This is a genomic window from Nonomuraea sp. 10N515B (assembly GCF_052245915.1).
GTDB lineage: Bacteria > Actinomycetota > Actinomycetes > Streptosporangiales > Streptosporangiaceae > Nonomuraea.
On the sequence record NZ_JBQQBQ010000033.1, the window covers coordinates 12,257 to 37,401 of the forward strand.

A 25,145-nucleotide genomic window follows, 5' to 3' on the forward strand; every position below is an offset into this window, starting at 1 on the left:
TCTTGACGCCCTGGGTCCGGGGACACAAAGGTTTAGTGCAACTGTTTGCAGTCTTGAAGGAGCCCCTCACGGTGAGCAGAGTCCTCATCACCGGAAGTGCAGGACGCCTCGGCCGCAGCGTGGTCAGCACGCTCGCGGCGGCCGGGCACGAGGTCATCGGCGTGGACAGCGCGCCGGGCACGCCGGCGGAGGCCGCGGCCACCCTCCCTGCCGACCTCACGAACACGGGAGAGGCGTTCGAGGTGATCGCCAGATTCCGGCCGGAGTCGGTGATCCATCTGGCCGCCATCGCCACGCCGTTCAGCCGGCCGGAGTCGGTGATCTACCGGGTCAACACGCAGCTGGCGTTCAACGTCTGCGAGGCGTCGGTGGCCCTGGGCGTGCGGAACGTGGTGGTGGCCAGCAGCCCGACCGTGATCGGCTACGGCGCTCCGCGCGGGTGGGCGCCGGCGTACCTGCCGATCGACGAGGACCACCCGGTGCGGCCGTGGAACGCCTACAACCTGTCCAAGGTGGCGGCTGAGCAGACCATGAAGGCGTTCGCCGAGGCGGGGACGACGAAGCTGGCCGCGATCAGGCCGTGTTTCGTCATCCCTCCGGAGGAGTGGGCCGGCGCGCCCACGCAGTCGGGGCACACCGTCAACGAGCGGCTGGACCGGCCGGAGCTGGGCGGGGTGTCGCTGTTCAACTACGTCGACTCCCGTGACGCCTCCGAGATGGTGGGCGTGCTCATCGAGGCGCTGCCCGAGCTGCCGAACGGCGAGGTGTTCTTCGTCGGCGCCGCGGACGCGCTGGCCAGGAAACCGCTGGCCGAGCTGCTCCCCCAGGTCATCCCGGGCACGGAGCCGTTCGCGGCGGGCCTCACCGGGACCTCCCCGGCCTTTTCGACGTCCAAGGCGGAGCGGTTGCTGGGCTGGCAGGCGAAGCGTAGTTGGCGTACCGAACTCAAGGAATCTCTATGAATCTCAGCGGTGTGCTGTTCTTTCCCGTGACCCCGTTCGCCGCCGACGGCACACTCGCCGAGCAGGTGCTGGCCGAGCACATCCGGCAGGGCATGGCGCACGGTCCCGGCGGGGTGTTCGTGGCGTGCGGCACCGGCGAGTTCTCCGCGTTGTCGGAGGCGGAGCACGAGCGGGCGGTGCGGGTGGCGGCCGAGGTCGTGGACGGGCGCGTGCCGCTGTTCGCCGGGGCGGGCGGATCGCTCGGCGCGGCGCTGAACCAGGCGCGGGCGGCGCGGGAGGCGGGGGCCGACGGGTTGCTGCTCATGCCGCCTTACCTGGCGCAGGGGCCTGGGCACGGGTTCAAGGCGTATGTGGAGGCGGTGGCCGCGGAGCTGCCGGTGATCGTCTACCAGCGCGGAACGGTGGTGCTGGAGCCGGACGCCGCGGTGGAGCTGGCCGGGATCCCCGGAGTGATCGGGCTCAAGGACGGCCTCGGCGACATCGACCGGATGCAGCGGACCGTGCTGGCGATCCGGGAGACCTACCCGGACTTCCTGTTCTTCAACGGGCTGCCGACGGCCGAGCTGACCATGCCCGCGTATCGGGGCATCGGCGTGGAGCTTTACTCGAGCGCGGTGTTCGCGTTCGCGCCGGAGATCGCGCTGGCTTATCTGAACGGTGACGAGCGGCTGCTGACGGAGTTCTACGCCCCGCTCGTGCGGTTGCGCGGCAAGGTCCCGGGCTACCCGGTCGCCCTGGTCAAGGCCGGGGTACGGCTGCGCGGCCTGGACGTGGGCCCGGTCCGCCCGCCGCTGGTGGACGTGACCGACGAGCACCTGGAGGAGCTGGAGACGCTGATCAAGACGGGGCTGGAGCTGGCGACGTCATGACCATCGCGGACCTGCGTACCGAGCTGCGCACCGCCCCGCTGCCCCGGCCGTGGGGCCCGGACGTGCCCGCCAACCACGTGATCGTCACGCACGTCACGCTGAAGGACGGGCGCACCGGGACGGGGTTCTCGTGGACGCCGCAGATCGGCGCGCACGCCGTACGGGCGCTGCTCGACCACGACCTGCGGGAGGCGCTGATCGGGCTGCCCGCGCACCCCGAAGTCGTGTGGGACCGGCTCTGGCGGCACCTGCGTGAAGCCGGACCCGGCGGGATCACCACGATCGCGCTGGCCGGCATCGACCTGGCGTTGTGGGATCTGCGCTGCGGCGAGGCCGGCCTGGCCGACGTGCTGGGCCGGCGGCGCGACGAGGTCCCGGTCTACGGCAGCGGCGTCAACCTGCACTACTCGCTGGAGGAACTCCTCGAGCAGGTCAGGCGGTGGATGGCGGCCGGATACAAGGGTGTCAAGATCAAGGTCGGTCGTCCCGACCTGGCCGAGGACGTGGCGCGGGTGGCCGCGGTACGCGAGGTGCTCGGGCCCGACCGGCTGCTGATGATCGACTCCAACCAGCGGTGGGACCTGCACCGGGCCCGGCGGGCTCTGGCCGCGCTGCGCGAGTTCGACCTGCACTGGATCGAGGAGCCGCTGCCGGCCGACGACGTGGCCGCCCACGTGGAGCTGCGCCGCTCCATCGACGTGCCGGTCGCGGTGGGCGAGAACGTCTACACGACGTACGGCTTCCGCGACCTGCTGGCGGCCGGCGCGTGCGACGTCGTGCAGCCGAACGTGGTGCGGGTCGGCGGCATCACGCCGTTCCTGCGCATCGTGGAGCTGGCCAGGACGTACGACGTGCCCGTCTACCCACACCTGCTCCCGGACGTGTCCGGGCAACTGGCCCTGGCGCTGCCACTGCCGATCATGGCGGAGGATGTGGAGGACGCGTCGTTCGCCACGCTCGGGCTCCTGGAGGAGCCGTATCCGGTGGTCGTGTCGGACGGCGTGCTGCGGGTGGGCGAGCACGAAGGGCTGGGACTGAGGTGGGCACGACGATGAAGGTCGTTCTGGCGGGGGCGAATGGGCACGGGCAGCACCACCTGCGCAACCTGCGCAGCCTCGCCGAGCGAGGGCTGGTCGAGCTGGCCGGGATCTGCGACGTGCGGCCGGTGGAGGTCGACTTCGCCTCGCCCCTGCAGTCGTCCGATCTCGGCGCGCTGATCGAGAAGACCGGCGCGGAGATCACGATCATCTGCACGCCCATCCACACGCACGCCGACCTCGCGGTGACCGCCCTGCACGCGGGCTCCCACGTGCTGCTGGAGAAGCCGCCCGCGCCCAGCCCCGCCGAACATGGGCGCATCGCGGCGGCCGTGGCCGAGACCGGGCTGGCCTGCCAGGTCGGGTTCCAGTCGCTCGGGTCGGCGGCCGTGCCCGCGGTGCGTGAGCTGATCGCGAGCGGCGCGCTCGGCCGGGTGCGCGGCATCGGCGGAGCCGGCGCGTGGGAACGCCCGTCGACGTACTTCACCCGCTCGGCCTGGTCGGGGAAGCGCCGCCTCAACGGCGTGGACGTGGTGGACGGCGCGCTGACCAACCCGTTCGCGCATGCCGTGGCGACCGCGCTGGCGCTGGTGGACGGCCCGATCGCGGAGATCGAGACCGAGCTCTACCACGCCAACCCGATCGAGTCGGACGACACGTCGTGCGTGCGGATCCGGATGGACGACGGTCTCGTGGTCACGATCGCGGTGACGTTGTGCGCGTCCGAGCGGCACGAGCCGTACCTGGTCGTGCATGGCGACCAGGGCCGCGCCACGCTCGTCTACACCCAGGACCAGCTCAAGGTCGAGCACGCGGACGGGTCGGTCACGACCACCGTGTACGAGCGCACCAACCTGCTGGAGAACCTCATCGATCATGTCCGTACGGGCGTGGACCTGCTGGTGCCGCTCTCCCGGACCGAGACGTTCACGCAGGTGCTCGACGCGGTGCGGCTGGCGCCGGAGCCGCTGCCGATCCCCGAGCGGCACCAGCTCCTCGCACGGGAGCCCGGCTCGGACGAGGTCGCCTACCGGTTCCTGCCCGGCATCGCGGACCTGACGGCCCGCAGCGCGGACGAGCTGGCCCTCTACTCGGAGCTGGACGCGCCGTGGACGAAGGTGCGGCTCCTGGCCGCCGGCACGCCGGTGGCCGACTACGAGGTGCAGCCGGACCTCCCGGCCACGGACTCGCCGCGCCCGTACCTGCACGGGGTGCGGACCCTGGGCGGCATCGAGGTCACCCAGGTCCGGCCCGAGGACCACGTGCACCACCTCGGGGTCGGCGTGGCGATCTCCGACCTGGGCGGGGCGAACTTCTGGGGCGGCCGCACGTACGTGAAGGACCAGGGTCCGGCCTGGCTCGGCGATCATGGCAGCCAGCGGCACCGGGCGTTCTCGCGGCTCGACGACGACGGCTTCACCGAGCAGCTGGAGTGGATCGGCCCGGACGGGCGGCTCATGGCACGCGAGGAGCGGACGGTGCTCGCGCGGCCGGTCGGCGAGGCGTGGGCCCTGGACTTCACGTTCACGCTCACCAACCTCACCGGTGCGCCTGTGGAGATCAACAGCTCGGCCACCAAGGGCCGGGTGGGCGCGGGTTACGGCGGCTTCTTCTGGCGCGCGCCAGGGACTTCCACCGCCCGGACGACTCTGCCGGGCGACGAGCAGGCCGTGCACGGCAGCCGGGACCGGTGGATCGCCATGTCCGGCACGGACCCGGAGGGGCGGGACTGGACGCTGGTGTTCGTCCAGGACGACGGCGACGCGTGGTTCGTGCGAGTCGAGGAGTATCCGGGCGTCGGGCAGGCGCTGGCGTGGGACCGGCCGCTGGTCGTCGAGGACACGCTGACCCGGCGGGTGGTCACGATCGTCGCGGACGGGCGGCTCGACCACGCCCAGGTGGCGGAGCTGGCCGCCGAGGTTTAACCCGCGGTTTCCTGGCGGTTCCATGAGCCTGGCTAGGGTGCGTTGCCTGTGAGCGAGCGAACCAATAGACACAGCAGCGCCGTGCTCACAGGGTCGCCGAAGGCGAGCCTGTGAGCACGGCCGTAATTGCCGAGCCTGTCACCGCCAGGGATCCGTTCTTCGACAACACCAAATACCTGGCCATCCTGCTCGTCGTGTGCGGTCACCTCATCGAGAACCAGCGGGACGCGCCCATCGCGCACGCGCTCTACTTCTGCGTGTACGTCTTCCACATGCCGCTGTTCATCGTGCTCACCGGCTACCTGTCGCGGAAGTTCACGTTCGGGGCGGGCAAGGCACGCAAGCTGATCTCCACGCTCGCGGTGCCGTACGTGATCTTCGAGCTGGCGTACTCGCTGCCCCGGCTGTTCCTCTACGGGAAGTTCGAGCTGAGCCTGCTGGAGCCGTACTATCTGACCTGGTTCCTGATGTCGTTGTTCCTGTGGCGGCTCTCCACGCCGGTGTGGCAGCAGCTCAGGTGGCCGTTGCTGGTCGCGGTCGTGCTGTCGCTGGTGACCGGGATGAGCAAGCTGCTCGACGAGCTGTCCATGAACCGCACGTTCGGCCTGCTGCCCTTCTACGTGCTGGGGCTGATGTTGAAGCCGGAGCACTTCCAGTGGCTGCGCAGGCCGTACATGAGGCTGGCCGGGGCCTGCGTGCTCGGCCTGGGGCTGGCGACGGCGCTGCTCGTGCACGCCGCCGTGCCGACGGAGTGGATCAGGTGGCGGCTGTCGAACACGGAGATCGGCGTGGACGACCTCACCGGCACGGCGATCAGGCTGGGCCTGCTGCCGTCGATCGGGCTCGGCCTGGTCGCGGCCACGCTGCTGTGCACGCCGCCGGTGCGCAAGCTCTTCCACTGGGCGGTCGAGCCCCGCATGTCCTGGGCCTTCACCCCGCTGCGCAAACCCAGCTGAGAGAGTACTTTCGGGGAGGTGGCCATCGATTTCACCCTCGCCCCCGAGCACGAGGAGATCCGCAAGCGGGTCCGCGCCTTCATCCAGGGCACCGTCATCCCCGCGATGGAGGAGGTGAAGGAGCACGACCGCGACGCGTACCTGCGGACCCTCGTCCGGCTGCGCTCACAGGCGAAGGCCGAGGGCCTGTGGCTGCCGCACATGCCGAAGGAGTGGGGCGGCATGGGGCTGGGCCACGTGGAGCTGGCCATGGTGCAGTCGGAGGCGGCCAAGACCCGCGTCGGCCCGTGGGTGCTCAACTGCATGGCCCCCGACGAGGGCAACATGCACACGCTGCTGCACTGGGCGACGGACGAACAGAAGGAGAAATACCTGCGCCCGCTGCTCGACGGCACGCAGATGTCCTGCTTCGCGATGACCGAGCCGGAGGTGGCGGGTTCCGACCCCACGCTGATCCGCACCGAAGCCGTACGCGACGGCGACGAATGGGTGATCAACGGTCACAAATGGTTCATCTCCAATGCCCGGCGCGCCACCTTCGCCATCCTCATCGCCAGGACGGAGCCGGACGTGCCGGAGGGGTCGCGCGGCGCCACCACCGCCTTTCTCGTGGACCTGCCCAGCCCGGGCTGGAACGACGTGCGCGAGGTCGAGACCATGCACGGCTCGACCGGCCACAGCGAGATCCACATCCAGGACCTCCGCGTGCCCGACGACCAGATCCTGGGCGGACGGGGCAACGGCCACCGCCTGGGCCAGTATCGCCTCGGTCCGGCCAGGCTCGCGCACTGCATGCGGTGGATCTCGCAGGCGGAGACCGCGCTGGACATGATGGTGGACCGCGCGCTCAACCGCTACAGCCACGGCTCCCTGCTGGCCGAGAAGCAGGGCATCCAGTGGATGATCGCCGACTCGACCATGGAGCTGTACCAGTGCAAGCTGATGGTGCTGCACGCCGCCTCCAAGATCGACAAGGGTGAGGATTTCCGCACCGAGGTGTCGATGGCCAAGCACTTCGTGGCCAACAGCCTCAACCGGATCGTGGACCGGGCGATCCAAGTGCACGGGGCGCTGGGATATTCGACGGACACGCCGCTGGCGAGCATGTTCCAGCACGCCCGCTGGGCCCGCTTCGCCGACGGTGCCGATGAGATCCACCAGATGCGCATCGCCGAACGCACGATCGCCGCCTATCGGGCGACCGGCTCGACGAGCGCGGCCACCGGCGGCCTTCCTCTGTAGTCCTCCGCCCCTCCCGCCCCGGAACGACGTGCTCGTCTCCGGGGCTTTTTCATGCCATTGCCGGGTCGGGAGGCGAATGTTACGGTTATACCTGTCAGAAATTTATTACACCAGACAGAGCAAGATGAACAAGGAGTCTCATGAAGGCGATCCGCTTCTACGCCTACGGCCCGCCCAGCGTGCTCACTCTCCAGGACACCGGCCTGCCGGCGGTCGGGGACGACGACGTGCTGGTCCGCGTCCGAGCAGCCGCGGTCAACGCCGGCGACTGGCATTTCATGCGGGGCGCGCCCTACATCTTCCGCGCGGTGGCCGGCCTGACCCGCCCCAAGGCCAACGGCCTGGGCGCCGACTTCGCGGGGCACGTCGAGGCAGTGGGCGCGAATGTCACCGAGTTACAACCGGGCGACGAGGTGTTCGGCTGCGCCGAGGGAGCGCTCGCCGAATACGTCTCCGTCCGCCAGGACGCGGCGGTGCTGAGGAAACCGGCCAACTTGACGTTCGAGCAGGCGGCGGCCGTGCCGACGGCGGCGGTCACCGCCCTGCTCGGCCTCCGCGACGTGGGACGGGTCCGGCCCGGGCACCGGGTGCTGGTCAACGGCGCCGCGGGCGGAGTGGGCACCTTCGCGGTGCAGATCGCCAAAGCTCTGGGCGCCGAGGTGACCGGGGTGTGCAGCACCGGCAACGTCGAGATGGTCCGCTCCATCGGCGCCGACCACGTCCTCGACTACACCAAAGAAGACTTCACCCGCGGCGGCCGGCGCTATGACCTCATCCTCGACAACGTCGGCAACCATCCCCTGTCGGCGATCAGACGCGTTCTGACCACCCGCGGGACGTTCATCCCCAACTCCGGCAGCGGCGGTCGCTGGGCCGGCCCCATGAACCGGATCATCGGGGGGAAGCTGATGTTCCTGTTCGGCGGCCAGAGGCTCGTGAACTACGTGGCACGCCCGAGCAAGGACACGCTCACCGCCCTGCACGACCTCCTCGACGACAAGACGATCATCCCGGTCATCGACCGGACGTACGCGCTGAACGAGGCGGCGGAGGCGATCCGCTACCTGGAAGAAGGACACGCCAGGGGCAAAGTCGTCATCGCCGTCTGAACCGCCGGCTCGGGCTCGAGGTAGCGGTGCACCACGGGATGCCACCGGTTGGCGCGGCGGTCGCGGAGGGTGGCGACGGCGATGCAATATTTGCTCACGCTCACCGGCCGCACCCCCATCCCCCGTAACACCCGATCGACGGCCGCCTTGCCGTCCGCGGACTTCGACTCCAGCAGGACCAGGTCCCTGCGGGCGGGCACGACCCGCCCCGCACCGCGGCAGACCAGGCCGGTGTCGCAGGTGAGGCGGGCCATTCCCGCCCGGTCCACCAGGGTCACCCTCTTGTAGTCGGTGGACAGGACCGGCCCCAGCGGGCGGGGCATGGTCAGGCGGAGCTCACGCACCAGGGTGTCGCTCACGAAGTCCAGCGCCTCCGCGGTGAGCGCGTGCGCCGGCGCGTCGTCGTAGGGGATGCGGTGTTTGTCGGTGCTGCCGCGTGCCCCGCTGAGCTTGAGCTCCAGCCACCGGCCGCCCCCGTCCAGGTACGTCCGCGTCCGGAGCTTGAACCGGCGGCGCCGGTCCTGCCGATGCTGCCGGAAGGTGACCAGGTCCGGCGTGTCGAAGTACGTCGAGGTGTAGCGGAACTGCCGCCGCCCGTCGATCCGCAACACCGCGAACCGGTCACCCAGCTCGGCGGCGAGCCTGACCATGGTCGCGGCCGGCACGATGTACTTGGAGTCCACCCGGCTCATCAACTCCGGCACGTCCTCGAGCTCGATCGCCGCCGCCCCCGCGGCGACCCCGGCGAGCACCACGTCCGCGTTCACCGCACCCTCGCCTTCATGTCCGGCACCACGTAGCGCACGTCCACGACGGTCACGTCGCGTACGTAGTCCACCTGAGTGACCATGGCCTGCAGCACCCGGGCCCGCAGCCGGCTCTCCAGGTCGGCCTTCAGCAGCTCCGGGTCCGCGTGCACGACGTCCAGCGTCACGAGCTGCTGGCGGGTGCGGCCGAGTAGCCCGCGGTGGTCGGCGACGTATATCACGACGAGCAGCACCCCGTTCAGGGTGAGCGCCGTCAGCGGCATCGCCGCCGCGATCCCGTTGACCAGCCCCAGCACGATCGCGACGAAGTAGTAGGCGATCTCCTGCTGGGTGATCTCGCTGGAGCGCAGCCGGATGATCGACAGCAGCCCGAACAGCCCGAATCCGACGGCGATGTCGACCCGCTGGACCAGCAGCAGCGACACCACCGCGAAGATGCCCACGTTCAACGCGATGTAGGCGAACAGCAGATCGCGCCTGTGGTGGCGCCGATAGTAGATGCCGTAGGCGAGCAAGATGATCGCCACGAGGTCCATCGCCAGTCCGGTGAACACGGTCCCTCCTCTTTCTGTCCTGTTGATGAACAGCCTGGAGGAGGCCGGTGAAGCAGCCGTGAGGTGATGATTAGGCGACTCTCATGCGGTATCCCGTGCCGCGTACGGTCTCGATCCGGTCCGCGCCGATTTTGCGACGCAGGTACCGCACGTAGACGTCCACGACGTTCGAGCCGGGGTCGAAGTCGAACCCCCACACGTGGCTGAGCAGTTGCTCGCGGGTCAGCACCTGGTCCGGGTGCCGGCAGAAGATCTCCGCCAGCGCGAACTCCCTGGTGGACAGGTCCACCGCCCGATCCCCCACGTAAGCCCGCCTGGTCCGCAGATCCAGCGACAGATCCGACACGCGCAGCACGGTCACCTCGGGCGTGCGCTCGGCCCGCAGCCGCAGCCGCACGCGGGCCAGCAGTTCCTCGAAGGCGAAGGGCTTGGCGATGTAGTCGTCCGCGCCGCCCTCCAGCCCCGCCACGGTGTCGGTGACGCTGTCGCGGGCGGTCAGGATGATCACCGGGATGGTCACCTTGGACTCCCGCAACCGCCGCAACACCGTGAAACCATCGCTCAACGGCAACCCGATGTCCAGGATGAGCAGGTCGAACCCGCCCGCGCACGCCAGGTCGTACGCCGCGAGCCCGTCCCCCACCACGGCGGTCACGAACCCGTTGGCCCGCAGCCCCTTCTCCACGAAAGAGGCGATCCTGGCCTCGTCCTCGGCGATCAGAATGCGGTTCACCGCACCTCCCACAGCGGGATGGACATGACAAAACAGGCCCCGCCGCCCGGAGCCTCGGTCACCTGCACCTGGCCCCCATGGGCCTCGGCGATGGATTTGACGATGGCGAGGCCGAGCCCGGACCCGTCGAGGGCGCCGGTACGGCCCGCCCCGCGGGCGAACCGGCTGAAGATGCGCTCCCGATCCGCGACCGCCACCCCGGGACCGCTGTCGCGTACCCACAAATCGACCCGGCCATCCCGGACGGCGGACCCGACGGCGATCAGGTCGCCATCCTTCGTGTGCCGGAAAGCGTTGGCGACCAGCTGCATGAGCGCTTGCGTGAGCCGCTGGCGGTCGGCCGGCACGCGGGCCTCGGCCACCTCGTCCACCCGCCATTTCCGCTCGCCGAGCGCCCGCGCCTTGGCGACCACGCTGACCGTAAGGTCGGCCAGCTCGACGGTGTCCACGGCCAGGAACCCCGGCTGCTCGGCCTTGGCGAGCGTGAGAAGGTCGTCGACGATGCGGTTCATACGCTCCAGCTCGTCGGTGACGAGGGCGAGCGTCTCGGCGCGGTCGGCCGGGTCGTCGCCCATGAGCTCCAGGTGACCGCGGATGACGGTGATCGGCGTACGCAGCTCGTGCCCGGCGTCGTCCAGGAAGTTCCGCTGTACTAAGAAGGCGCGTTCCAGTCGGTCGAGCATGTGGTTGAACGTACCGGCGAGCGCGGCCACGTCGTCGTCCCCCGGCACGTCCAGCCGGCGGGTCAGGTCGGAGGAGTCGCTGATCTGCTCGGCCGTCTGGCTGACCAGCCGGACCGGCGCCAGCACCCGCCCGGCCACGAACCACCCGGCCGCCCCGGCCAGCGCCATCGCGGCCAAGGCGGACAGCCCGAGCACCCGCACCGCCTCCACGATCTCATTACGGTGCCTGTCGTAGAAGATCGCCACCACTAAGTGGGCGGCGCGGGGGTCGGCGGTCACCCTGACCGGGATGACCGCGTATCGGACCCTCCCCCCGGCGCTCTCGACATTTCCGCTGACCGTCCTGGTGGCCGCGGCCAGCCGCGCCACCAGGTCGTCGTCGGTGTCGAGGCGCACGGGCGGCGGGATCGCCGTGATCCTGTGTGGCTGGCCGTCGACGATGCTGAAGAAAGTCTCATGCCGGTCCGGCGAGTTGATCGCGAGGTATCCCTCAAGCAGGACCTCGACGTCCCTGATGGCGCGGCTGTTGTCCGCGTACCTACGCAGCTTGTCGACCTCGTTCTCGAGCTCGTGCTGCACCCGGTTGTCGAGGTTCGTCTGGAGGAAGGTCCAGGTCGCGAAGATCGAGACTGACAGGGCGAGGCCGACGACGGCGAGCATCCAGCCCACGATCCGGGCACGGGCGCTCACTCGCATGCGGTCTCCCCATCAGTCGTCACCGTCGTCGTCCCCACCATCATCATCGTCGTCGCCGCCATCATCATCGCCGCCGCCTGGCCTGGGGGATGGCGGTTTGACCGGCTCGGCCTTGGTCTTGCGTGGAGTCGGCCGCTTGCTCTCGGTCTTCTCGGGCGTATGGGCCGCATCGCCTGACTGGCTCCGGCCTGGCGACGGGGACTGGCTTCGATCAGGCGAGGCCGAAGGGGATGGCGAGACCACGACGGGCTCACCCAGATCAGAGCCCCGATCGGCCGCATTGACCAGCCCCACCGACAGGATTCCGGCCACCGCCGCACCCAGCCCGAACAGCATCACCATTGCCCGCTGTCTCATGCCATCGACCTTGATGCCCTTCGAGGAGACCACGCTGAAGCCCAGATGAGAAAGCTCTCATCTGATCGCGCCCGTATAGAATATGGTTCTACATACCGGGCGGTCGGTTCAGGAGGAGCATCCATGCAGGTGCGGGACAAGGTCGTCGTGGTCACGGGTGCGGCGGGCGGGATCGGCCGGGCGCTGGCCCTGCGGTTCGCCGCCGAAGGCGCGGCGGGGGTGGTGGTCGCCGACCTCGACGAGGCGGGCGCGAGCGCGGTGGCCAAGGAGATCGGCGAGCGCGCGGTGCCTGCCCGGGTGGACGTGGCATCGGAAGCGAACGTCGCCGCCCTGGTGGACACCCCGTTCGGCCCCGTCGACCTGTTCTGCTCCAACGCCGGCATCATCGGCGGCCACGGCCTGGACGCCCCCGACCAGGAGTGGAGCGACCTGTACGCGGTCAACGTCCTGGCCCATGTGTACGCCGCCCGCGCCGCCGTCCCCTCCATGATCGCCCGCGGCGGCGGCTATCTCCTGAACACCTGCTCCGCCGCCGGACTGATCGGCTGCCCCGGGGACGCCCCGTACGCGGTCACGAAGGCCGCGGCGATCGCGTTCGCCGAGTGGGTCGCCATGCACTACAGCTCCCAGGGCATCAAGGTCAGCGTGTTGTGCCCGCAAGGGGTGCGGACGAACATGTACGAGCGTGGCCAGGAGGAGGACCACCTGACCGCCCGCGCGGTGGGCGCGTCGGGCACGATCCTCGACCCGGCCGACGTGGCCACCACCGTCGTCGAGGGCCTGGCGGCCGAGCGCTTCCACATTTTCCCGCACCCGGAGGTGGGAGAGTTCGCGCGCCGCAAGGCGGAGGATCCCGACCGATGGCTGGCCGGGATGTCGCGCTTCATCGACTCCCTGACGACGTCATGACGGGCGACACGGCCGCGGCCCGCCGCGCCTGGCGCCGCCTGGAGCCGTTGCACGGCATGATCTACTTCGTTCCCGAGGCCGCCGATCGGTACGCCAGGCTCGGCCTCACCGGCATGTCCGGATATTTCGCCTCGCGTGGCGCTGCCTTCGGCCGGGCCTCCGCCGACCTGGTCATCGCCACCTTCTACAACTTCTGCCCCGACCTCGTACGCCGCTCCCTCCCCGCCGCCTGGGACGTGGTGACGCCGGAGCAGATGCTCGAGGCCCGCCTCGAAGCCGCCGACGAAGCCCTGCGCCGGGCGGGCATCCACGAGCTTCCTCACCTGGCCGAGACCCTCGACCTGGCCCGCCGAGCCGCTACGGCGGCCTGCGACCACCCCCAGGGCCGACCGCTCTTCGCCGCCCACGCCGCGCTCCCCTGGCCGGTCGACCCGCTCCAGCAGCTCTGGCACGCTCAGACCCTGCTCCGCGAGTTCCGCGGCGACGGCCATGTGGCCACCCTCCTCGCCGAAGGCCTCACCGGCCTGGAAGCCCTGGTCCTCCATGCCGCCGGCGGCGAGGTCCCCGTCGCTTTCCTCAAGATCAGCCGTGCCTGGCCGGAGGAGGCGTGGACGGCCGCGGAAGCCGGCCTCCACGCCCGCGGGCTCCTGGAAGGGGATGCCCTGAGCGCGGCGGGCCAGGCGCTGCGCCGCCACCTCGAGGACCGAACGGACACCCTGGCCATGGCCGCGTACGGGGCGCTGGGCGAGGACGGCTGCGAGCGCCTGGCCGAACTCGCCCGCCCCTTCGGCCGCCGGGTCGTGGACGCGGGCCTGCTCAGCCTCGGCTGACGACCTGGCCCGGCAGGCTGTCGTCGTCCCGCTCAGCCTGGCCCGGCAGGCTGTCGTCCTGCACGGGCGAGGGGCCGACCCCGGTCGGCGGCGAGACCCTGCCGGGCTGATCGACGTAGACGGTGCCGCCGCGCTGCCGGAACTCCTCCGCCTTCTCCGCGTAGCCCGCCTGGCGGATGTCGTGGCTGATCCGCATGGAGCAGAACTTCGGCCCGCACATCGAGCAGAAGTGCGCGGTCTTGGCCGGTGCGGCAGGCAGGGTCTCGTCGTGGAAGGCGCGGGCGGTGTCGGGGTCGAGCGACAGGTCGAATTGATCCTCCCAGCGGAACTCGAACCGCGCGTCCGACAGCGCGTCGTCCCACTCCTGCGCCCGCGGATGCCCCTTGGCCAGGTCCGCCGCATGGGCGGCGATCTTGTAGGTGATCACGCCGGTCTTGACGTCGTCCTTGTCCGGCAGGCCGAGGTGCTCCTTGGGGGTGACGTAGCAGAGCATGGCGGTGCCGTACCAGCCGATCATGGCGGCGCCGATGCCCGAGGTGATGTGGTCGTAGCCCGGGGCGATGTCGGTGACCAGCGGCCCGAGCGTGTAGAAGGGGGCGTCGTCGCAGAGCTCGCGCTGCAGGTCGACGTTCTCCTTGATCTTGTGCATGGGCACGTGTCCCGGGCCCTCGATCATGACCTGGACGTCGTGCTCACGTGCGATCCTGGTCAGCTCGCCGAGCGTGCGCAGCTCGGCGAACTGGGCCTCGTCGTTGGCGTCCGCGATCGAGCCGGGCCGCAGCCCGTCCCCGAGTGAGAACGACACGTCGTAACGAGCGAGGATCTCGCACATGTCGGCGAAGTGCTCGTACAGGAAGCTCTCGCGGTGGTGCGCCAGGCACCAGGCCGCCATGATCGAGCCGCCGCGCGAGACGATGCCGGTCTTGCGGCCGGCGGTGAGCGGCACGTACGCCAGCCGCACTCCCGCGTGCACAGTCACGTAGTCCACGCCCTGCTCGCACTGCTCGACGAGCGTGTCCCGGTAGACCTCCCACGACAGGTCCTCAGGACGGCCCTTGACCTTCTCCAGCGCCTGGTAGATGGGCACGGTGCCGACCGGGACCGGCGAGTTGCGGATGATCCACTCGCGGGTCTCGTGGATGTCCGGGCCGGTGGACAAGTCCATGATCGTGTCCGCGCCCCACCGCGTGGCCCAGGTCATCTTCTCGACCTCCTCCTCGATGGAGGACGTCACGGCCGAGTTGCCGATGTTGGCGTTGATCTTCACCAGGAAGTGGCGGCCGATGATCATCGGTTCGGACTCGGAGTGGTTGACGTTGGCGGGGATGATGGCCCGGCCGGCCGCGACCTCCTGGCGGACGAACTCGGCGTCGAGGCCCTCACGGACGGCCACGAACTCCATCTCCCTGGTGATCAGCCCCTTCCTGGCGCAGCCGACCTGGGTGACGGGCTGGCCGGCGGCGCGGCGGTCGCGTACCCAGTGCTCGCGCAGGCGCGGCAGCCCGCGCCTGACGTCGGTCTCGATGGCGGGGTCGGTGTGCGGGCCTGACGTGTCGTACAACGTCACCGTCGATCCGTTCGACAGGCGCACCTGACGCATCGGCACACGGAGGTCACCGGTGTAAACCTTGGTAAAACGCGCGTCATGCATTGCGCAAACTCCCTTCGCCGGCATTACCCGGAGCAGGTTCTGGCGGTCGGCGGCTGTCAGCCGTCCTCTCAGCCCGGTCCGTACCGGGCTCCCGCGTTGGACGGCGGTGATCGTACCCACCCCCGATGCCGCGCCAAACCTGGCATGATCCGGGTGATGGACGATCCCACCCCCCGCACGACCGCGACCTACGACCGCATCGCCCCGGTTTTCGCCGAGCGCAGCCGGACCCGCAGCGGCGGCTTCCTGGCCTTCCGTCAGCGGTTCGCCGAGGCGGTGCGGGGGCCGGTGGCCGATTTGGGGTGTGGTCCTGGGCACGACGCGGCCTGGTTCCTGGAGCAGGGGCTGCCGGTGGTGGGGGTCGACCGCTCCACCGAGATGGCCAGGCTGGCCGCCGCCCAGAGGGTGCCCGCGGTTCTGGGCGACCTGCGCAGGCCACCGCTCGCCCCCGGCTCACTGGCAGGTCTGTGGTGCTGCGCGGCGCTGCTCCACGTGCCCGCCGACGAGACCGAGCCGACGTTGCGCGCCTGGTCGGCGGCGCTGCGGCCGGGCGGCGTGCTCGGAATGAGCACCTCGGCCGGCGACCGGCAGGAATGGGAGCCGATCCCCTACGACACCGAGGTCTCCCGGTGGTTCGTGCACCGCGACCCCGACACGCTGCTGGCGATGCTGGAATCGACCGGGTTCGAGGTCCTGGAACACGGTCTGAGCACCACCCACCGCACCTGGCTCAGCGTGCTGGCGCGCCGGCGCGAGGTTTGACGAGCGCCCTGGGCGGTACGTCCCCATCAGGGGAAACCATGATGAAGATAGCCGCTGTCGCAGGACTCGTGGTGGTGGCCGCGTTGGGAGGGACCACCGCCGCTGGGGACGGCATGGACAAGCACGAAGTCAGCCAGGAGCAGTACGAGACCTTGATGGCCCAATGCCGCTACGCCAACACGGCGCGGGCGCGGACCCAGTGCCGCGCGGACGTCAAGGCCATGTACCAGATCGGGGAGGCCGACCCCACGCTCGACTGCCGCACGTACTCCGGCGTGTCCGTCTGCGGCACGCTGAAGCTCAGCAGAGCCGAGCGCCAGTGCACCAAGGACTCCACGGACAAAGGGCTGCCGTTCCGCCGGGCAGAGGTGGAGTGCTTCGCGTTTACCTGAAAGGCGGTCGTCGTGATCATCGTTGGGGTGGACGGCTCACGCACCGGGCTGGAAGCCGCCGCGTGGGCCACCGCCGAGGCCGCCCTTCGGCGCACGCCGCTCGTCGTGGCCCACGCCGTGGCCAAGTGGGTGTACGAGGACACGCCCAGCAGCCACTACGCCGAGGTCAGGCGATGGATGCGCGAGGGCGCCACCACGGTGCTCGCGGCGGCCGAGGACCGGGTCCGTCGCGAGCACCCGGAGGTCGAGGTGACCACCGAGCTGCTGCCCGGCGATCCCCGCACCGCGTTGATCCACGCTTCCGAAGGCGCCGAGCTGCTGGTCGTGGGCAGCCGCGGCATCGGTGGCATCCGCGGGCTGCTGGTCGGGTCCGTCGCGCACGGCGTGGCCGCGCACGCCCGTACGAACGTGGTCCTCATCCGTGAGCTGCCCCGGCCGCCGCGCAGGGAAATCGTGGCCGGGGTGGACGGCTCGCCCGGCGGGCTGTGCGCACTCGACTTCGCCCTCACCGAGGCCGAGTTGCACGGTGCGCGGGTGCGTGCCGTACAGGCGTGGGCCTGGCCACACCCGAGCGGCTTCGAACCGGCCGACCCCAACGGCGAGCAGAACGCCCTCCGGGCGCTGCAGAAGCTGACCGCCGACGGCCGGTCGCGGCATCCAGGGGTGGAGGTGGTGGCCGAGGTCGTCCACGGGCACCCCATCGAGGTGCTCAAGGAAGCGGCGGCGCGGGCCGACCTGCTGGTGGTGGGGACGCGCGGGCACGGTCAGCTGACTGGGATGATCATGGGTTCGATCAGCCACGCCCTGCTCCACCACGCGCCGTGCCCGCTCGCCATCGTCCGCCCCTGACTTGAAAGTTACATCCCGGATCACGCATCGCCGCAGGTCGCGTCCCTCCGCCCAGGCAGCCGCCTTCCCGTCTCCGAGCCGCGCTCTTACGATCAGCGCCAGGCGACGACGGGAGCGCGGACGATGCGGAAGACCTGGGTGTTACTGGCGGCGTTGCTCGCGACGGCCGGCGCGGTGCTGTTCTTGACGACCACCCCGGCCAGCGCCGCCGCCATCCGGGTCATGCCCCTGGGCGACTCGATCACCGGCTCCCCCGGCTGCTGGCGGGCCCTGCTCTGGAACAAGCTCCAGAGCACCGGCTACACGGACGTCGACTTCGTCGGCACCCTCCCGGCGCAGGGCTGCTCGGTCCCGTACGACGGCGACAACGAGGGACACGGCGGCTACCTGGCCACGAACGTCGCCAACCAGAACCAGCTGCCCGGCTGGCTCGCCGCGACCCGGCCCGACATCGTCATGATGCACTTCGGCACCAACGACGTGTGGAGCAACATCCCGCCCGCGACGATCCTCAGCGCGTACACCACGCTGGTGAACCAGATGCGGGCGAGCAACCCCGCCATGAAGATCCTCGTCGCCAAGATCATCCCAATGAACCCGTCCACGTGCGCCGAATGCGCCCAGCGCGCCGTGAACCTGAACAACGCCATCCCCGGCTGGGCCGCCACCACCTCCACCCAGCAGTCGCCGATCACGGTGGTGGACCAGTGGACGGGGTTCAGCACCAGCACGGACACCTACGACGGGGTGCACCCGAACGCGGCGGGCGACCAGAAGATCTCCGACAAGTGGTACCCGTCCCTGGTGAACGCCCTGTCCGGCGTAACCCCGTCACCCACCGTAACCCCCACCGTGACCCCAACCGTGACCCCGACCGTGACCCCCACCGGCACTGGCGGATGCACGGCCACGTACAAGAACGTCGGCCAGTGGCAGGGCGGCTTCCAGGGCGAGGTCACCGTCAAGAACACCGGCACCGGACCGATGAACGGATGGACGGTCCGGTGGGCGTTCGCCAACGGGCAGCAGATCAGCCAGATCTGGAACGGCACGCTGAGCGCCAGCGGCGCGGACGTGACGGTGCGTAACGTGAGCTGGAACGGCTCGCTGGCACCCGGCGCCACGGCCACGTTCGGCTTCCTCGCCTCCTGGAACGGCGCCAACACCGACCCCGCGCCGACCTGCGCCTAGCAGCTCGTCATGACGTCGTCACGATGGGGCACCTTCACTGGCCTGTCACTATGGGGGCACCTTCACTGGCCTGCACCAGCACGAAGCCCTGCCCCCTGAACGCCAGTTGCATGGCCTCCCCGCTCCCCCGCCCGATCAACGCCCCCACCTTCATCGTCCGGTTGACTCCGACCTGAAGCCCCGTGCTCCAGCAGACCGCCGACTGCCCATCCGCGAAGGTCGGCATGCGGGCGACGTCGAGCAGCACCGGCGTGCCGTGCGTGGTCACTGCCACCCACCCCGTCCCCGTGACCGTCGTGTTGAACAGTCCACCCGCAGCCACCCCAGCCCCCTGGACCCGCTGGATGTCCCAGGTGAGCTGCGGCTGAAACGCCAGCAGATTCCGCCCGTTGACGGTCAGCCCTTCGTTCTCCAGGTAGAACAGGTGAATGTCGTCGGCATTGTCGGCCAGGTAGAGCAGTCCCTCACCACGGACCCGCATGAGCGAGGCGCCCTCACCGGTGACGGCCTTCTTGAACAGCTTGCCGAGCCCTCCGGCGCCCTCGTAATCGAAGTCCATCTGCCCCTGAAAGGCGACCATCGAGCCCTGTTTGGCGAGCACCTCATGAGGCAACTGGACCCGCAACATCTTCTTGTTCTCCAGCGCGAACCCACCGGGCAGCGGCTGGCCGTCGAGATTGCCGAAAATCGAGCTACGCACGATTCAACCCTTCGAACGGGAATGTTGCCGCCAGCGTACGGAAGAGCCCTACACCCGCGCACGCGCCTCATCGACCCAAGCGCAGCGCCTGCTGTCGGCGTCCGTGACCAGCGCGGTGAGCGACGATGGCGTTGCCGGGCGCGGGCGCGAACATCGAGCCGTCGCCGAGCGCCCTCGCGACACCGCTGAGCTCCTACGGACGGCGCCTCCGTAGTGCCGCTCCCACGATGATGAAGCCGATCAGGAACGGATAGATGATTCCGCGTTCGAAGAGGCCGATGAGGACGCCGGCATCCGAGACGAGGACGGTTTCGAAGCCCACCAGCGAGACCAAGCCGAGTATCCCGAACACCACCAGGGCCCGGCCCAGTCTGGGGGAGATTCCTAGGAGCTGATGCGCCCTGCCGATCAAGATGGAAAGCACGTTGCCGGGGACGAACGCCATGAGAGCGCCCAGCCCGTGGTAGTCGGTCGTGCCGTTGTCGTCAGACCCCGGAAACAGTCCCACCAGCATGCCGCCGACCGCCAGCAGCACCGCCGTCGCGACCATCGCCCAGCGCCACCTGCCCGGCAGTCCCCTCAGCATGACGACGCCGGTCAGCGCGGCGAGCCCGAACAAGAAGAAGCCGGTATTCATCACCGTCGCGAGCGGGGAGTACATGAACTGCCCAAACGCCGTTAGGGGGCCGTGAACCCCGAGGTTGCTGATGAAGTGGTGCGTGTAGCTGTAGGGCGGATTCGTCCATGCTGCGGCGGCGATGAACTCGGCGGTGAAGAAGATGCCTCCGCTAGCGATGAGCGCCGTCCCGGCCCCGCGGCGCTGCTTGATGTCGTTCAAGGTTTCCTCCTTTGGTTCGGCATGTGAAGACTGAGGCGGGTCGCTCACACGGGGCACACACGGGACACACGCGGCGCTGACACGGCCGCCCGATTTGGGGCCTTGCGGGTGAGCGCGCGAAAATCGGGGAATGGACGGGGATGGACGGCTTCGCGTCAGGCTGCTCGGCGCGTTTCAGGTGTCCCGCGGTGACGCCGTCCTGCCCGTTGCGGGTGCGCGGTTACAGGGCCTGCTCGTACGGCTTGCGCTCGCCGGTGGCCGCGCGGTCGAGCCGGGCGTGCTGGTCGATGCGATCTGGGCCGAGGAGCCGCCGTCCGGCCCTGCCCACGCCCTGCAGGCCCTCGTCTCCCGGCTGCGCCGCGCCCTCACCCCGACCGGCGCGGCCGGTGGCGTGGTCGTGCAGGTCGCGGGGGGCTACCGGCTGGCGGTGGACGCGGCCGACGTGGACGCGCCGCGCTTTGAGCGGCTCACCGCTGCCGGTCGGGAGAGGCTGCGGGCAGGTGACCCTGAGGCCGCGGTCGCCGCGCTTGCCGAGGCCGTGGCGTTGTGGGGCGATGATCCTGGCGCCGAACCCGCGGTCATCGCCGCGGTCGCGCCCACGGTCGCGACACGGTTGGTACATGTGTCGATCGAGGCGGTCGCCGACCTCGCCGACGCCGAGTTGTCGCTGGGACGGGCAGAGGTGGCCGCCGCCCGGCTGACCGGGTTGCTGGCCGAGCAGCCGGTCCACGAGCGGGCGGCCGCGCTGCTGATGGACGCGCTCGCCGCTCAGGGGCGTCAGGCCGAGGCGCTGGCCGTCTACGAGCGGGTCCGGCAGACCCTGGCCGATGTCCTCGGCGCCGACCCGGGCACCGCCCTGCGGGAACGCCACCAGCGCCTGCTGCGCCCCGACCAGAGCGCTGCGGCTGTAACCGGGCGGAATGCCAGGTGGCAGGCGGCGATGCAGGCGTCCACCGACCCCGGCCAGATCCGGCCGACCAACCTACCTGCGCCGCTGACCACCTTCATCGGCCGCGACGACGACCTCAGCCGCATCGGCACCCTGCTCACCACCAGGCGCCTGGTCACCGTCCTCGGCCCCGGCGGCTCCGGGAAGACTCGGCTCGCGCTGGAGGCCGCTCGCCGCCACCGCCACGAATACCGCGACGGCGTCTGGCTCATCGACCTCGCTCCCGTCACCGAACCAGCGAAGATCGCCACGGCCGTGCTCGCCGGGATCGGGCTGCGCGGCGGCGCGATGCTCGACGCCCGCAAGCGAGTCGAGGGTGACGAGCTGGACGTCCTCGTCGGCGAGCTCGGCGGCCGGGAGAGCCTGCTGCTGGTCGACAACTGCGAGCACCTGATCGACGCCGTGGCCCACCTGGTCGCGGCGCTGCTGCCCCGTAGCCCCGGGCTGGGCGTGCTCGCCACCAGCCGCGAACCCCTCGCGGTCGACGGCGAGGCGCTCGTGCCGCTGGCCCCGCTCGCGCTGCCTGACCCGGACGACAGCGTCGAGCAGGCCCGCACGGCGGCCTCGGTGCGCCTGTTCACCGAGCGGGCCACCGCCGTGCGACCGGGTTTCGACGTCGACGAGACCACACTGCCCGACATAGTGCGCGTGGTACACGGCCTGGACGGCCTGCCGCTGGCCCTCGAGCTGGCCGCCGCCCGGCTGCGGACGCTGTCCCTGCCCGACCTGGCCGACGGGCTCTCCGACCGGTTCCGGCTGCTGTCCACCGGCAGCCGGACCGCACCACCCCGGCACCGCACCCTGCGCGCGGTCATCGCCTGGAGCTGGGAGCTGCTGAGCGAGCACGAACGCATCGTCGCGGAACGGATCTCCATTCTGCCCGGCGGCGTCACACCCGCCTCAGCCACCGCCGTCTGCGCCGGCACCACCGTGCCCACCGCCGCAATCCCCGAACTGCTCGCCACCCTCGTCGACCGGTCACTGCTGCAGCTCGCGCCCGGCACCGGCCGCTACCGCATGCTCGAAACCATCCGCGAGTACGGCGCCGACCGCCTGACCGACACCGGCGACCTCCGCACGGCCCGCGACCTGGCCGCCGCCCACTTCACCGAGCTGATGGCCCGCCACGACCCTCAACTACGCGGGCCCGGCCAGCTGACAGCCATGAAGGTCATCAGCGCCGAGTACGACAACACCCTCGCCGCCCTGCGCCACCTGTGCGCCACCCACGACTCCCCCGGCGCGACCACCCTCGCCCTGACCCTGACCTGGTACTGGCAGATCTCCGGCCGCCACTCCGACGCCGCGTACTGGCTGGGCGAGGCCCTGGCGGTGCCCGGCGGCGGGCCGACGCCCGAGCGCGACTGCGCCCGAGCCGTCTACTTGCTCAACCGGGCGGACATCCTGTCGGGGATCAGCGCCGGGGAAGCCGCGGACGACCGGGCGGAGATGCGCGAGCTGGCCGACCGGCTGCTCGCGCATCCGGAGCTGCCGAGCCACTACCGCGTGTTCGGCCCGGTCCTGCTCTTCCTGCTGGAGGAGGAGGCCGCGTTCGCGATCTTCCAGCGCCTCGCCGACGGCGACGACGTGTGGCTGTCCGGGCTGGCCCACATGTTCCAGGCCGAGATCGCCGAGAACGCGGGCGCGCTCGACCGGATGCGTGTCCACGTGGAGGCGGCTCTGGCCTGCTTCCGGCAGGTCGGCGACCGTTGGGGCGAAGCCGCCACGCTTCCGAGGCGCGCCCGGCTGCGGCGATACGACGACCTCGACGGCGCGCTGGCCGACCTGCTCGAGGCCCGCGCGCTGGCCGGTGAGTTCGGCTCGCTCAGCCTCGGCGACCAGCTCTACAGCGACCTGCGCTGGATCGACGTGCACATGCGGCGCGGCGACACCGACCGGGCGATGGCGATGATCGACTCCGCCCGGGAGCGTGCGCTGCACGCGTCCTCGGCAGAGCTGCTGGTCCTGGTCGACGCGCGGGAGGCCGACATCCGGGTGCGGCTCGGCGACCTGGGCAGGGCGGCCGACCTGCTCGACGACGCCGAACGGGGTCTATCCGGCGACACCGCGTTCCCCGCCGACCACGCCCGGACGCTGGTCGGCAGCGCACGGGCCGCGCTTTGCCTGGCGCTGGGCGACCTGCCCGGCACCGACAAGGCGCTGCGGGAGGCGTACGCGGCCGCACTGGCAACCCGGGAACTGCCGATCCTGTCGCTGGTGACGGTGAACGCGGCCGCGCTCGCCGAAACGCGCGGGCGCCAGCACGAGTCGGCCGTGCTGCTCGGGGCCGCCGCCCGGCTGCGGGGCGCGCACGACCACACCGATCCGCAGGTCCGCGAGCTCACCCGCCGTGGTCAGGCCTCGCTGGGCAGGGAAGAGTTCGCCGCAGCGTACGCGAAAGGCTGGGAGCTGGACGCAAAGACGGCCGTGACCACAGCCGACCCGGCCGGCTGAGGTAGCACCCTTCACCCTTGAGCGTTCGCCGCGAGATCCCGCACAACTTCAATCAACTCCGCCGGATCAAAGGGTTTCGTCAGATAGGCGTCAACCCCGATACCCCGCCCCCGGCGCTTGTCGTCATCCTGCGCCCGCGCCGTGATCAACACGACCTTGATGTGGCTGGTGTCCTCGTCCGTACGCAACTTCTCCGCCGTAGCCCACCCATCCAGGTACGGCATCATCACATCCAGCGTGATGACGTCGGGCATGACGTCCCGCACGCGATCAAGGCAATCCTGCCCATCCGTGGCGGTGGCCACCTCGAACCCCTCCAGATTCAGGTTGACTGCGATGAGCTGACGGATGACCTCGTCATCGTCCACGACCAGCACTTTGCCAAGAACCTCGCTCACGGGCGCAAAGTTAACCGGTAGCGGACCCGTCACGTGCGGTTTTCACGGGATGTGTTCGACGAGCGTTATCCGGTGCAGAGTGGTAGCTAGATGCTGGTAGCCTTATCACTCGTTGAGCCCCGTTAGCTCAGGGGATAGAGCACCGGCCTCCGGAGCCGGGTGCGTAGGTTCGAATCCTACACGGGGCACACGATCTTGATCAATGGTTTCGGCCGCTGACCAGGGCGAACATCGTACGAATGGGCGGGTCTCCAGTCTCACGGAGTCCCGCCCGTTCTCGTTGACGCTCGCTAGCGGCGATCAGTTCCTGTGTCTCCTATTTCCTGGCGAAGACGCCGAACTCGTCGGCGTTGTCAGCGGTGACCAGCTCGCAGTCGATCGACTGCTTCTCCTCCTTGCCGGTCTTGCCGGTCTTGATGAACTGGTCGGCCTGGTCCACGGCGCTGGTGGCGCCGAGCGCGGCGGGCTGCAGCGCGGTGGCGTGCATCTCGCCCGCCTTGACGGCGGCGATCGCGTCGGGGCTGCCGTCGAAGCCGACCACCGTGACCTTGTCCAGCAGGTTCGCGGCCTTCAGCGCCGCCACCGCGCCCAGGGCCATGGTGTCGTTGCCGGCGATGACGCCCTGGATGTCGCGGTTCTTCTGGATGATGGTCTCCATCTTGGTGAACGCCTCCTGCTGGTCCCAGTTGGCGCTCTCCTTGGCGACCTGCTTCATGTCGGGGTACTGGGAGATGACGTCGGCGAAGCCCTTGGAGCGCACGCTGGCGTTGGTGTCGGACTCCTTGCCGACCAGCTCGACGTAGTTGCCCTTGCTCTTCATCGCCTCGACGAACGACTGCGCGACGAGCTGGGCGCCCTGGGAGTTGTTGGAGACGATCTGGGCCTTGGCGATGCCGGTGGCGTTGATCTCCCGGTCGATCAGCAAGACGGGAACGCCGCTGTCGGTGGCCTTGCGGACCGGGCCGATGGAGGCGTCGGCGCCGGCGTTGTCCAGGATGATCGCCTTGGCCTGGCGGGAGATGGCGGCGTCGATCAGCTCGCTCTGCTTGTTGGGGTCGTCGTCGTGGGAGGCCACGGACGTCTGGTAGCCGAGCTTCTCGGCCTGGGCCTTCGCCGCGTCGGCCTCGGCCTTGAAGAAGGGGTTGTCGTGCGAGGGGGTGATGATGGCGATCAGCCCGCCGGCCGCGCCGGTGCCGCTGCTCGCGGGCGCGCTGGTGGCAGGCTGCTCGCCACCGCCTCCGCAGGCGGTCAGGGCGGCACAGCCGAGGGTCAGGGACAGGGCCATGGTCAGGACACGGCGCATGGTGGTTCTCCTTGTGGGGGGTGGTGCTG

The 25,145-nt window shown here is 70.1% G+C and carries 24 protein-coding genes, 1 tRNA gene and 1 riboswitch; of the genes, 15 read left to right on the forward strand and 10 right to left on the reverse strand.

The window, feature by feature from the left end; genetic code table 11:
• Positions 1-71: 71 nt before the first annotated feature.
• The 7 genes from ACTWQA_RS36490 (at position 72) to ACTWQA_RS36520 (ending at position 8,100) form a co-directional block, all read left to right on the forward strand.
• A complete protein-coding gene (locus tag ACTWQA_RS36490; protein WP_443163521.1) occupies positions 72-962 on the forward strand; it encodes an NAD-dependent epimerase/dehydratase family protein in 891 nt (296 codons plus the stop codon).
• Positions 959-1,831 (forward strand): 5-dehydro-4-deoxyglucarate dehydratase, encoded by an 873-nt coding sequence (locus ACTWQA_RS36495; protein WP_443163522.1) that lies wholly within the window; start codon positions 959-961, stop codon positions 1,829-1,831. Before ACTWQA_RS36490 ends, ACTWQA_RS36495 begins: the two co-directional genes overlap by 4 nt.
• Positions 1,828-2,886, forward strand: coding sequence for a mandelate racemase/muconate lactonizing enzyme family protein (locus ACTWQA_RS36500; protein ID WP_443163523.1), 1,059 nt, complete (start codon positions 1,828-1,830; stop codon positions 2,884-2,886). Before ACTWQA_RS36495 ends, ACTWQA_RS36500 begins: the two co-directional genes overlap by 4 nt.
• Positions 2,883-4,793, forward strand: a complete 1,911-nt coding sequence (locus ACTWQA_RS36505) for a DUF6807 family protein (RefSeq protein WP_443163524.1) — start codon at positions 2,883-2,885, stop codon at positions 4,791-4,793. The genes ACTWQA_RS36500 and ACTWQA_RS36505 overlap by 4 nt, the downstream gene beginning before the upstream one ends.
• A gap of 110 nt (positions 4,794-4,903) precedes the next feature.
• Positions 4,904-5,749 carry an acyltransferase family protein gene (locus ACTWQA_RS36510; protein ID WP_443163525.1) on the forward strand — a complete coding sequence of 282 codons (846 nt, stop codon included), beginning with the start codon at positions 4,904-4,906 and terminating at the stop codon, positions 5,747-5,749.
• 18 nt (positions 5,750-5,767) lie between these two features.
• Entirely contained in the window at positions 5,768-6,991 is a 1,224-nt protein-coding gene (locus ACTWQA_RS36515; protein WP_443163526.1) for an acyl-CoA dehydrogenase family protein, read from the forward strand.
• Positions 6,992-7,131: 140 nt separating this feature from the next.
• The gene (locus tag ACTWQA_RS36520; protein WP_443163527.1) at positions 7,132-8,100 is read left to right on the forward strand and encodes an NAD(P)-dependent alcohol dehydrogenase; all 969 of its coding nucleotides are present in this window, start codon (positions 7,132-7,134) and stop codon (positions 8,098-8,100) included.
• Here ACTWQA_RS36520 and ACTWQA_RS36525 read toward each other — a convergent pair.
• The 5 genes from ACTWQA_RS36525 to ACTWQA_RS36545 form a co-directional block, all read right to left on the reverse strand.
• Positions 8,052-8,867 (reverse strand): polyphosphate polymerase domain-containing protein, encoded by an 816-nt coding sequence (locus ACTWQA_RS36525; RefSeq protein ID WP_443163528.1) that lies wholly within the window; start codon positions 8,865-8,867, stop codon positions 8,052-8,054. The two genes, ACTWQA_RS36520 and ACTWQA_RS36525, sit on opposite strands and share 49 nt — an antisense overlap.
• Positions 8,864-9,421: a DUF4956 domain-containing protein gene (locus tag ACTWQA_RS36530; RefSeq protein ID WP_443163529.1), complete on the reverse strand. Its 558-nt coding sequence runs from the start codon at positions 9,419-9,421 to the stop codon at positions 8,864-8,866. Before ACTWQA_RS36530 ends, ACTWQA_RS36525 begins: the two co-directional genes overlap by 4 nt.
• Before the next feature lie 70 nt (positions 9,422-9,491).
• Positions 9,492-10,154 (reverse strand): response regulator transcription factor, encoded by a 663-nt coding sequence (locus ACTWQA_RS36535; protein WP_443163530.1) that lies wholly within the window; start codon positions 10,152-10,154, stop codon positions 9,492-9,494.
• Positions 10,151-11,533, reverse strand: coding sequence for a sensor histidine kinase (locus ACTWQA_RS36540; RefSeq protein ID WP_443163531.1), 1,383 nt, complete (start codon positions 11,531-11,533; stop codon positions 10,151-10,153). Before ACTWQA_RS36540 ends, ACTWQA_RS36535 begins: the two co-directional genes overlap by 4 nt.
• Before the next feature lie 12 nt (positions 11,534-11,545).
• Positions 11,546-11,923 carry a hypothetical protein gene (locus ACTWQA_RS36545; protein ID WP_443163532.1) on the reverse strand — a complete coding sequence of 126 codons (378 nt, stop codon included), beginning with the start codon at positions 11,921-11,923 and terminating at the stop codon, positions 11,546-11,548.
• A 90-nt stretch (positions 11,924-12,013) separates the two neighbouring features.
• Between ACTWQA_RS36545 and ACTWQA_RS36550 the strand changes: the two genes are divergently transcribed.
• Together ACTWQA_RS36550 and ACTWQA_RS36555 are read left to right on the forward strand one after the other, a co-directional pair.
• On the forward strand, positions 12,014-12,799 hold the full coding sequence (locus tag ACTWQA_RS36550) for an SDR family oxidoreductase (RefSeq protein WP_443163533.1): 786 nt from the start codon (positions 12,014-12,016) through the stop codon (positions 12,797-12,799).
• The gene (locus ACTWQA_RS36555) at positions 12,796-13,629 is read left to right on the forward strand and encodes an SCO6745 family protein (RefSeq protein WP_443163534.1); all 834 of its coding nucleotides are present in this window, start codon (positions 12,796-12,798) and stop codon (positions 13,627-13,629) included. The genes ACTWQA_RS36550 and ACTWQA_RS36555 overlap by 4 nt, the downstream gene beginning before the upstream one ends.
• Here the strand turns inward: ACTWQA_RS36555 and thiC are convergent.
• Positions 13,616-15,280 carry a phosphomethylpyrimidine synthase ThiC gene (gene thiC, locus ACTWQA_RS36560; RefSeq protein ID WP_443163535.1) on the reverse strand — a complete coding sequence of 555 codons (1,665 nt, stop codon included), beginning with the start codon at positions 15,278-15,280 and terminating at the stop codon, positions 13,616-13,618. The two genes, ACTWQA_RS36555 and thiC, sit on opposite strands and share 14 nt — an antisense overlap.
• Positions 15,273-15,385: riboswitch (TPP riboswitch) on the reverse strand. Its footprint overlaps the gene before it by 8 nt.
• A 51-nt stretch (positions 15,386-15,436) precedes the next feature.
• Here thiC and ACTWQA_RS36565 point away from each other — a divergent pair.
• The 4 genes from ACTWQA_RS36565 (at position 15,437) to ACTWQA_RS36580 (ending at position 18,474) form a co-directional block, all read left to right on the forward strand.
• A complete protein-coding gene (locus ACTWQA_RS36565; RefSeq protein ID WP_305924609.1) occupies positions 15,437-16,042 on the forward strand; it encodes a class I SAM-dependent methyltransferase in 606 nt (201 codons plus the stop codon).
• Between the two features lie 38 nt (positions 16,043-16,080).
• Positions 16,081-16,434 (forward strand): hypothetical protein, encoded by a 354-nt coding sequence (locus ACTWQA_RS36570; protein ID WP_443163536.1) that lies wholly within the window; start codon positions 16,081-16,083, stop codon positions 16,432-16,434.
• 12 nt (positions 16,435-16,446) lie between these two features.
• Complete coding sequence (locus tag ACTWQA_RS36575) at positions 16,447-17,283, forward strand: universal stress protein (RefSeq protein WP_443163537.1); 837 nt, start codon at positions 16,447-16,449, stop codon at positions 17,281-17,283.
• Positions 17,284-17,406: 123 nt separating this feature from the next.
• Positions 17,407-18,474, forward strand: a complete 1,068-nt coding sequence (locus ACTWQA_RS36580; RefSeq protein ID WP_443163538.1) for a cellulose binding domain-containing protein — start codon at positions 17,407-17,409, stop codon at positions 18,472-18,474.
• 34 nt (positions 18,475-18,508) lie between these two features.
• Here the strand turns inward: ACTWQA_RS36580 and ACTWQA_RS36585 are convergent, their stop codons facing one another.
• Both ACTWQA_RS36585 and ACTWQA_RS36590 read right to left on the reverse strand, forming a co-directional pair.
• The gene (locus tag ACTWQA_RS36585) at positions 18,509-19,174 is read right to left on the reverse strand and encodes an AIM24 family protein (protein ID WP_327585095.1); all 666 of its coding nucleotides are present in this window, start codon (positions 19,172-19,174) and stop codon (positions 18,509-18,511) included.
• A 193-nt stretch (positions 19,175-19,367) separates the two neighbouring features.
• A complete protein-coding gene (locus tag ACTWQA_RS36590; protein WP_443163539.1) occupies positions 19,368-20,012 on the reverse strand; it encodes a DUF998 domain-containing protein in 645 nt (214 codons plus the stop codon).
• A gap of 130 nt (positions 20,013-20,142) precedes the next feature.
• On the opposite strand from ACTWQA_RS36590, the gene ACTWQA_RS36595 reads away from it, so the two are divergent.
• Positions 20,143-23,415: an AfsR/SARP family transcriptional regulator gene (locus tag ACTWQA_RS36595; protein WP_443163540.1), complete on the forward strand. Its 3,273-nt coding sequence runs from the start codon at positions 20,143-20,145 to the stop codon at positions 23,413-23,415.
• Between the two features lie 11 nt (positions 23,416-23,426).
• Here the strand turns inward: ACTWQA_RS36595 and ACTWQA_RS36600 are convergent, their stop codons facing one another.
• Positions 23,427-23,813, reverse strand: a complete 387-nt coding sequence (locus ACTWQA_RS36600; protein ID WP_305924602.1) for a response regulator transcription factor — start codon at positions 23,811-23,813, stop codon at positions 23,427-23,429.
• Between the two features lie 116 nt (positions 23,814-23,929).
• Here ACTWQA_RS36600 and ACTWQA_RS36605 point away from each other — a divergent pair.
• Positions 23,930-24,001 (forward strand) — tRNA-Arg (locus ACTWQA_RS36605).
• A gap of 128 nt (positions 24,002-24,129) precedes the next feature.
• Here the strand turns inward: ACTWQA_RS36605 and ACTWQA_RS36610 are convergent.
• Entirely contained in the window at positions 24,130-25,116 is a 987-nt protein-coding gene (locus ACTWQA_RS36610) for a D-ribose ABC transporter substrate-binding protein (RefSeq protein WP_443163541.1), read from the reverse strand.
• Positions 25,117-25,145: the final 29 nt, after the last annotated feature.